Genomic DNA, 8,073 nt, shown 5'->3' with positions numbered 1-8,073 from the left:
CGGCGGGCGGGCCGAGCCCGGCCCGGCGCGGGCGCTCGCCGAGGCGGCCCCGGCTCCGCGGCTGTCCGCCAGTGGCTGGGCCGACGCCGTTGCCCGGCACGCGGTGGTCGCACCGACACTGTCGGTAGGCTGGGCCGTTTCGGAAGCTGACCAGACGATCGACACCGAGCTGGCCGACGCGCTGCTGCGGGTGTCCACGCTGACGGCGCTGCTGCACCGGCCGCCGAGTGACCGGCTGACCGCCGACGCCACCGCCACGGAGGTCGCGGCCGCCGTCGAGCTGCTCGGCCGGCCGCGTGGGCGGGCGGTGCTGACCGCGGCGCTGGCCGTGTGGTCACCCGACCCGGCGGTGCTCGGCTGGCGCAGGGAACTGTTGGCCCGGCTGTCCCACGATCATCCTGACGTCGTGCTCGACACCTACCTGCTGGCCCGGCTGCGCCACGGCGCAGACTGGGACCGCCGGCTGCGCGGGGCGGCGCGGGCGCTGTCCGGCGTCGGCCGGCCCGACGATCTGCCCCTCGCCACCGCCGCGTTCTGGGTGCCGCTGGCCGCGCTGAACCAGCGCGACCCGGAACTGATCCGTTCCCGGGCGCTCCTGGACGGCTACCGGGGCGCCTTGGAACTCGTCCGGCGCCACCGGCTCGCTCTGTCGGCAGGCGCGCCGGGCATGGCAGGTGTGGCGGGCATGGCAGGCGTGGCGGGTGCGGCGTGAGCGGCCGGATGCGCAGCCTGACGCTCGTCCCGATCGACCCGACGGCGTTCCAGGACCGCTACGTACTGGCCGAGATCGACGAGCCGGATCTCACTCTCGGCGAGCTATTGGCGGATCTGCCGGCGTTCAGCCTCACCGAGCTGGACCCGGCGTATCTGGACGTGCCCGTCCGACGACTCGATCTGAAGCTGGCCGCGTCCGACCCGTCGACCGCGCTTTACCCCCCGCCGGGTCTTGATCTGACGACCCTCGCCGCGGCCCGCTCGCCGCGGGACAGCGGGCCGGCAAGCGGTGTCGCCAGTGATGGTGCCAGCGGTGTCGCCAGCGGTGTCGACACCGCTCCGGACGCCGGCACCGTCGACGTCGCTGATCCAGCCGAACGGGGCGTGGCCGCGGGGCTCGGCCATCCGGAGACGTTGAGTGAGCGGGAAGCCGTTCTGATCGCGCACGACATGGAGATCAACCGGGCTGCCGCCTACCTGGAGAGCGGCCTGTCCGTCCTCGTGCGCTGCGAGAAGCTGCTCGTCGAGCATCTGGCGCACGAGATCGCCGGCCGGTCCGGACGGCCGCAGCGGACGCTCCGGCTCGTCGGCGCTGCCGGCAACGGCAGCAACGGCAGCAGCGGCAGCGACAGCGCGGCGCTGGGGGCACCGGGCGGTTTCGGTGAGGCGACCCCGCTCGGCGGCGGGCGCCGCGCCGAGCTGCTGGCGGCATTGCAGACCGCGGTCGCCGACGCCAAGCCGGGCGACGTGGTTGTCGTGCCGCATCTGGACCTGCTCGCCGGCGGTACCGACGCGGCGCTGACGAGCGAGGCCCGGGAGCTGACCGACGTCCTCTACGAGCGCAGCGCGTGCGTGCTGCTGGCGTTCACCGACCCGTCCCTGGTGATCCCCGAGGTGCTGGCCAACCGGTTCGCGGTGCGGCTGTCGATCGAGATCCTGCCCCGGGAGGTGGCGACCCGCTCCGGCGAGCGGGTGCCGGTGGGCCGGGCGCTGGTGACCCGCGCCGAAGCCGGGCTGTTCGACGGTTTCGACGCGACCGACCTGTACAAGTACGTCGCCGGGATGAACGCGGTGCGCCTGCGCAACGCGCTGCGCTTCGCCTACCACCAGCACCGTCCGGCGATCGGCGAGCAGGTCGACCCGGCGACCGGCGAGACGATCAGCCAGGCCCGGCGGCCCACCTTCGCGGACCTGCGCCACGAGCTGCGGGTGTTCAAGGCCCGCACGTCCAGTTCGTTCGAGGTGCCGAACGTGCCGTTCTCGGCGATCGGCGGCTACGACGACGTCAAGGCCGAGCTGAGGCGGGCGCTGACCATCGTCGGCGGTGCCGTCGACCTGCCCGAACATCTGCGCCACGACCTGGTGCCACGCGGGTTCATCTTCCACGGCCCGCCAGGGACGGGCAAGACGCTGTTCGCCAAGGCCGTGGCCGCCCAGCTGGCCGCGACGATCCTGGTCGTCAGCGGGCCGGAGGTCACCGACATGTACGTCGGGGAGAGCGAGCGCAAGGTCCGTGAGTTGTTCGCCGAGGCCCGCCGCAACGCCCCGGCCGTGGTCGTCTTCGACGAGTTCGACTCGATCGCGGCCAGGCGTACCGGCCGCGACGACGGCGGCAGCCGGGCGGGAAACGCGATCGTCGCCCAGCTGCTCACCGAGCTGGACGGCTTCCGGCCCGAGGTACCCGTTCTGATCATCGGCACGACCAACCGGATCGACCTGATCGACGACGCCCTGCTGCGGCCGAGCCGGTTCCGTCCGATCAGGATCGATCTGCCGGACCCCGAAGCCCGCCGGGAGATCGTCCGGGTGCACGCCGGGCATTTCGGCATCACGGTGAGCCCCGCCCTGGTGGACGCCGTCGCGCGGGCCACGGAGGGGCTCAACGGCGACGAGATCCGGTCGGTGTTCCGTGACGGCCGCGCCGACGAGCTGGTCGGGAACCCGGGGCGGCGTGCGGACGCCCGCCGGCTCGGCGAGCTGATCGGGGCGCTGCGGGCGGCCCGCCAGCAACGGGAGCAAGAGAGGAAGCCGCGGCTCGGACGCTCCGGCGACGGGCAGCGCCGGGTGGCCCTGGTCGTCACGCCCAGTCACACCACTCGTATGGTCCCAATCGTCACCGACGGGGAGAGCGTCGCACCATGACCACACCATGACCACACCAGCACCAGCACCAGCACCAGCGCTGAGCCAGCCGACCAGGGTGCTGGCGCGCACGTTCGCGACCCGGCTCCACGAGGTCAAGCAGGGCTTCGTCGGCCGGGACGAAGCGGTCGACCTGGTCGCGCTGGCCGTCCTGTGCCGGGAGCACGTGCTGCTCGTCGGGCCGCCCGGAACCGCCAAGACCAGCCTGCTGGAACGCTTCCGCCGCATCCTCGACGCCCGCTACTTCAGCTATCTGCTCAGCCGGTTCACCGAACCCGCCGAGCTGTTCGGGCCGGTCGACATCCGCCGGTTCCAGACCGAGGGCGTCTACGAGGTGAACACGGCCGGGATGCTGCCCGAAGCCGACATCGCCTTCCTCGACGAGGTGTTCCAGGGCAGCTCGGCGATCCTGAACACGCTGCTCACGCTCATCAACGAGCGGACCTTCCACAACGGCGCCCGGACGGTCGACGTCAACCTGATCACGCTGCTCGGGTCGTCCAACGACATCCCGGACGACCCGGTGCTGGCCGCGTTCGGTGACCGGTTCCTGCTGCGCTGCCGGCTCGACTACGTCCCCGACGACGACATCGAGGATGTTCTCGCGCTCGGCTGGCGCGGCGAACAGGAACTGATCAACGTAGCTGAGCCTGCCAGGGTGCACGGGCCTTCCGGGGAGCAGGACGACGACCCGGCCGCGCGCACCCGCGTCGGGTTCAGCCTCGCCGACCTCACCGCGCTGCGGCGCGCCGTCGCCGGCATCGACCTGACCGCCGTGCGCGGGCCGTTCGCCCGGATCGTGCGCTCCCTGCGCGCCGAGGGGGTCGCCTTCTCCGACCGGCGTGCGGTGAAGGCACAGAAGACGTTCGCGGCGTCCGCGCTGCTCGCCGGCCGGGCCGTCGCCGAGCTCGCCGATCTCGCTCCGCTCGTGCACCTGTGGACGAACCCCCGCGACGAACAGACGATGCGCCGGGTCGCCGCCGACGCGGGCGTGCCCGTCGACCAGCCCGGCCACACCGTCCGCAGCGTCGGCGAACTGCGGCTCGATCTCACCGAGCTGGTCGGCCAGCGGGCCAGGATCGCCAGGGCGGAGGAGTTTCGGGAGCTGCTGCGCCGCGGGCACCGGCTCGCCCTGGAACTGCGCCGCGACCACCCCGACGCCCGCGACCTGCTCGCCGACGTCCAACGGCAACAGCGCGAGACGATCATCGTTTACCGGGAACGGTTCACCGAGGAGGAGCTGATCGATGTGTAACCCACGCCGGGTCCGCGTCCGCGCCACCCGTGACCTGACCGACGCCTGGGAGCAGGAGGTCCGCCGCCAGGTGACCCGGCGCGGGCAGGCGGTCGGGGACGCCCGGGTCCGCGAGCCGCTGGCCGCCGGCATCGGCGCACCCACCCTGGCCGCGCTGAGCGGCGTCCTCGCCCGCACCGAGGGCTGGGAACGCGACGGCGAGTCGTTCCGGCACGCCCTTGACGGCGGCTACCTGCTCTACCACCCCGCCACCCGCGAGCTGGAGATCGTCGCGGAGGCCACCGCCGAGGTGACGGCGTCCGCCGAAGCCGCCACCGTCGTCCGCGGGCAGCTCGCCGACACCGTCGAAGCCGAGGGTGACAGCACCTACTACGACGACAACTACGGTGGCCGGACGGAGACGCACGCGCGCCGCGACGCCGAGCGCAACGCCGCCCTGGCCGTCGACGCCCAGGTCGACGCGCTCCTCGCCGCAGCCCGGGCGCGGGCCGAGGACGTCGAAGGCGTTGCCGTCCAGGCCACCGCCACGGCCCGTGCGGACGCCGCCCTGGCCGAAGCCGCCGCCGCCCGCGTCGAGGCGCTGCGCCGCCACGCCGCGACCCGGCTGGTCGCCGTCGGCATCCAGGGGCGCAACATCTTCCACCAGGCGCTGGCCGGGGCCTACCGGGACGCGATCATGGCCTACGCCCGAGCCCGGCGCGCCGAGGGTGTCACCTGCTCGGAGAACGGCGGGGTTCTCGAGATCGAATTCGAGCTGCAGATCTGACGTCGGGTTTCAGCGGTGCCGGGTTTCAGCGGTGCTGGTTTTCAGAGTTTCAGACTTGCTGGTTTTCAGGTTTTCAGGTTTTCAGATTTTCAGATTTCGGGATTCAGGATTCGGGGGTGCGGGCATGCGGGTCCGGGTGAAGTTCCGTTACCGCGTCGACACCGGCGAGGTCGAGGTGTTCCGCGTCGAGGACACGGCGGAAGGCGCGCCCGCCGCCGACCACGACGCCCGTCACGACCGGGTCACGGCCGACGTCGCCCGCATCGTCGAGAACAACGCTCTCATCGAACAGGAGGTCCCGGAACCGCCGCCGGCGGCTCGGGATCAGCTCAGACCGCGACCGATCGAGGAACCGCCCACCGGCCAGACCGGCCAGACCGAACGGGGGCCACGGCTCCGTGACTGACGCCCCGCTGCTTGACCGGGCCGCGAGCTGTTACCTGAGGGTGGGCCAGGTCGCCGAGGCCGCGCGCTGCTACCGGGAGGCCGGCTACTTCGCGCGCTCGGCGGATCTCTTCGCCCGGATCGGCCGCTACCGGGACGCGGCCACGGACTACGCCGCGGCCGGCCTCATCCACATCGCCGCGTGGGTGCTCGTCCACAACCTGAACGAGCCGACCGCCGCCCGCGCGTCGCTGGCGCCCGACCCGGGCGACCCGGCCGATCTAGTCGACCCGGGCGGCCAGATCGACCCGGCGGACCTGGCCGGCTTGGCCGATCCGGTCGAATCGGCGGTCGGGTCGATGTTCGATGCCTTGGAGCGGCGACTGGTGTCGGCTCGTTGCGACGTCGCCGACCGTCTGCCCTACCGGCGCATCCTTCCCGTGCTCGCGGACGTCCAAGCGATGCTGGCCGAGGCGTCGGCCGCCGGACGCTCGGCCGCCGAACCCGCCTGGCCGGTGAACGCGGCCAGCCGCCGGATCGAGGAATGGGCGGTCGCGCTGGCCGAGGCCGCGCACCGCTACGACCAGGTCGCGCTTGTCTTCGCCGCAGCCGTGCGAGGCGCTCGCCCCGGAGCGGAGCAACGCTGGGCCGAATGGTCAGCGCGGGTCCTGCACACCGAACTGACCTTACCATCCGCAGCGAGACAGACACCAGCAGCGACTTCGGCTGAGCCCGCGACCAGCCCGTCCGTGAGGTAGCCGATGACCGTACCTCCGCATCGTTCCGGGTCCGGCGCGGGGCGACGTTCGCCCCTTTTCCGCCTGGACGAGATCCCGCCGGACGAGGTTCCTGTGTCGCCGGCCGCGGGGTCCGGCGGGCGACCATTCGTGCCGGCTCCCACACCCCCGGCTACGCTCCCGGCACCCCAGAACGAACCGGCGAGCCGACCGTCGTCGTCAGGATCGGACGGGTCCGCCGAACCGGATGGGTCCGACCGGGCCGGGCCGGCTCCGGTGGTGGGACTCGCCGGCAGCTTCGGCTCCGCATCCGCGGCTCTTGTGTTCGCCGGTTCGCTGGTGGCGACCGGGCATGGTGACGGCTTCCGGTTCCTGCGGGTCCACCGGCCCGGCCCGGCCGCTGCCGGCACCGGTGACGGCAGCGGTGCCTGGTGGGTGGCCGTTGAGATGGCCCTCGACCTGGGCCGGGAGCTGGTGTCGACCGCGCACGGCCGGCTGTACGTCCACACCGACGGCCGGTTCCAGCCTGACCGTGGCTGGGGCCTTCCGCCGGCCGCGGCAGCCGGCGACGCTGCCGGCGAGGCGGTGCCGACGTCCGGCTTTGGTTCGGCGAGCGTCGTCGAGGTCGTGCGGGCAGCCGGGCTGCACCCGGTGGTGGCCGGCACGCCGACCGAGGCGGTGGTACTGCTGCCGGGTGCCCTGGCCGGTGGGGTCGTCCAACGTGCCCTGGAGCTGGGGCTTTCCGTACGGTACCGGCCGGTCCGGCTCGACCCGCTGTTCGACACCCCGCAATCAGTCACCCCGCAATCAGTCACGATGCAATCAGCCACGACGCGGTCCGACACCACCGCCGGGCCGTTCGGTGGCGGTCGGGTCGCCACCGAACTACGGCTGTCCGCGGCATCGGCGGAGCCTCTGCCCGCGTCGTTGCTGGTCGCGCTCAATCATGATCCGTTCGTGCTGCTCTGCCGAGCCACAGGTGACAGGCTGCTGGTTCAGCACGCCATGGCATCCGCTTTGCCCGATCCGCTGCTCGCCGGCCTGGTGGACGCCGACACGTGGGTACTGGCCGACGGCTCCTTCGGCTGCTGGCGGCTGGTCGGCCTGGGCGAGCCGATGGACGCAGCCGCGCTCGTCCGACTCGTGGACGGCTACCGGCTGGAAGCGCCGGAGCGGACCATAACGGCACCCGGCGACACGTCGCTGCGGCTGGCGGGGCGACCCGTCGCGATCGTCGCGGGCCGCACCAGCGGGGTCGACATCGACGCGGCGCTGCTCGACGACGACGACCTTGCCAGCATCCCTCCGCTGCTGGCGGGGCACCCGCTCGCCGAGATCGCGGTCGTCGTCCGCGGCCGGGACAGGCATCTGCTGCTGGCCCCGGGCGGCCTGCTCGAACGGCTCCCGGTCGGCGAACCGCTGTACTGCCTCGGGCCTGGCCCGCTGTTCCTGCCGGTCGGCTACCGGACGCGTCCGCGGCTGCCCCCGACCGCCCGCCGGGCACTGTTCGGCGTCGCGGACGACATTGCTGTGGTGGCGCTGCCGGCGCGGGCCGTCGCCTTCGACCTGCACGCTCGCGAGCCGGTGTGGACGTTGTGGGCCGGCCCCGGCCCAGAGCTTGACCTTCAGCTTCCACCGGAGGCCGTGGCCGCGCTGGCGGACGTCGATACGCAGGTCACCCCGCGGCCACCCGAGCCGGGGCCGGTTTCGGCGCCGGAGCCGGAGCCGTCCGCATCCGGCTGGCAGCGCGCCCGGGAACTGCTGAAGCGGGTACGCAACCGCGCCCCGGGGGCTCCGTCCGCGCCGCGGACCTGGCTGGACGATGCTCTCGAAGCCGAGTTCGCCGACAACTTCGTTCGGGCCGCGGAGCTCCATGAACGCAACGGCGACCCGCTGCGGGCCGCCCATCTCTACGAACGCGCCGCCCGCCGGAACGGAGCCCGAACCTCGCCATGACCCCGCCGATGACCGACTGCCCGTGGAACCAGGAGGACCGAGACAACCTCGCTGCCCATCAGCGGCGGCGGGGTCTGAGCGTGGGATTCCGATTGTTGGTGGCCGGGGCGAGTAGTGCG

7 protein-coding genes are annotated in these 8,073 nt (G+C 72.9%); all 7 read left to right on the top strand.

The window, feature by feature from the left end:
• Positions 1 to 712: hypothetical protein (locus MJ777_RS21310; protein WP_239377586.1), on the top strand; the 712-nt coding region annotated here is incomplete at its 5' end.
• Positions 713 to 720: 8 nt separating this feature from the next.
• Complete coding sequence (locus MJ777_RS21305; RefSeq protein WP_239377585.1) at positions 721 to 2,856, top strand: ATP-binding protein; 2,136 nt, start codon at positions 721 to 723, stop codon at positions 2,854 to 2,856.
• Positions 2,857 to 2,863: 7 nt separating this feature from the next.
• A complete protein-coding gene (locus MJ777_RS21300) occupies positions 2,864 to 4,111 on the top strand; it encodes an AAA family ATPase (protein ID WP_239377584.1) in 1,248 nt (415 codons plus the stop codon).
• Positions 4,104 to 4,877 (top strand): molecular chaperone DnaJ, encoded by a 774-nt coding sequence (locus MJ777_RS21295; protein WP_239377583.1) that lies wholly within the window; start codon positions 4,104 to 4,106, stop codon positions 4,875 to 4,877. The genes MJ777_RS21300 and MJ777_RS21295 overlap by 8 nt, the downstream gene beginning before the upstream one ends.
• Before the next feature lie 124 nt (positions 4,878 to 5,001).
• Positions 5,002 to 5,283 (top strand): hypothetical protein, encoded by a 282-nt coding sequence (locus MJ777_RS21290; protein ID WP_239337436.1) that lies wholly within the window; start codon positions 5,002 to 5,004, stop codon positions 5,281 to 5,283.
• Positions 5,276 to 6,019, top strand: a complete 744-nt coding sequence (locus MJ777_RS21285) for a hypothetical protein (protein ID WP_239377582.1) — start codon at positions 5,276 to 5,278, stop codon at positions 6,017 to 6,019. The genes MJ777_RS21290 and MJ777_RS21285 overlap by 8 nt, the downstream gene beginning before the upstream one ends.
• A gap of 129 nt (positions 6,020 to 6,148) precedes the next feature.
• On the top strand, positions 6,149 to 7,954 hold the full coding sequence (locus MJ777_RS21280) for a hypothetical protein (protein WP_239377581.1): 1,806 nt from the start codon (positions 6,149 to 6,151) through the stop codon (positions 7,952 to 7,954).
• Positions 7,955 to 8,073: the final 119 nt, after the last annotated feature.

It is taken from the genome of Protofrankia sp. Cj5, from assembly GCF_917627405.1.
Lineage (GTDB): Bacteria > Actinomycetota > Actinomycetes > Frankiales > Frankiaceae > Protofrankia.
Note: the sequence above shows the minus strand (reverse complement) of the source record. Positions and strands in the feature narration are given on the sequence as shown.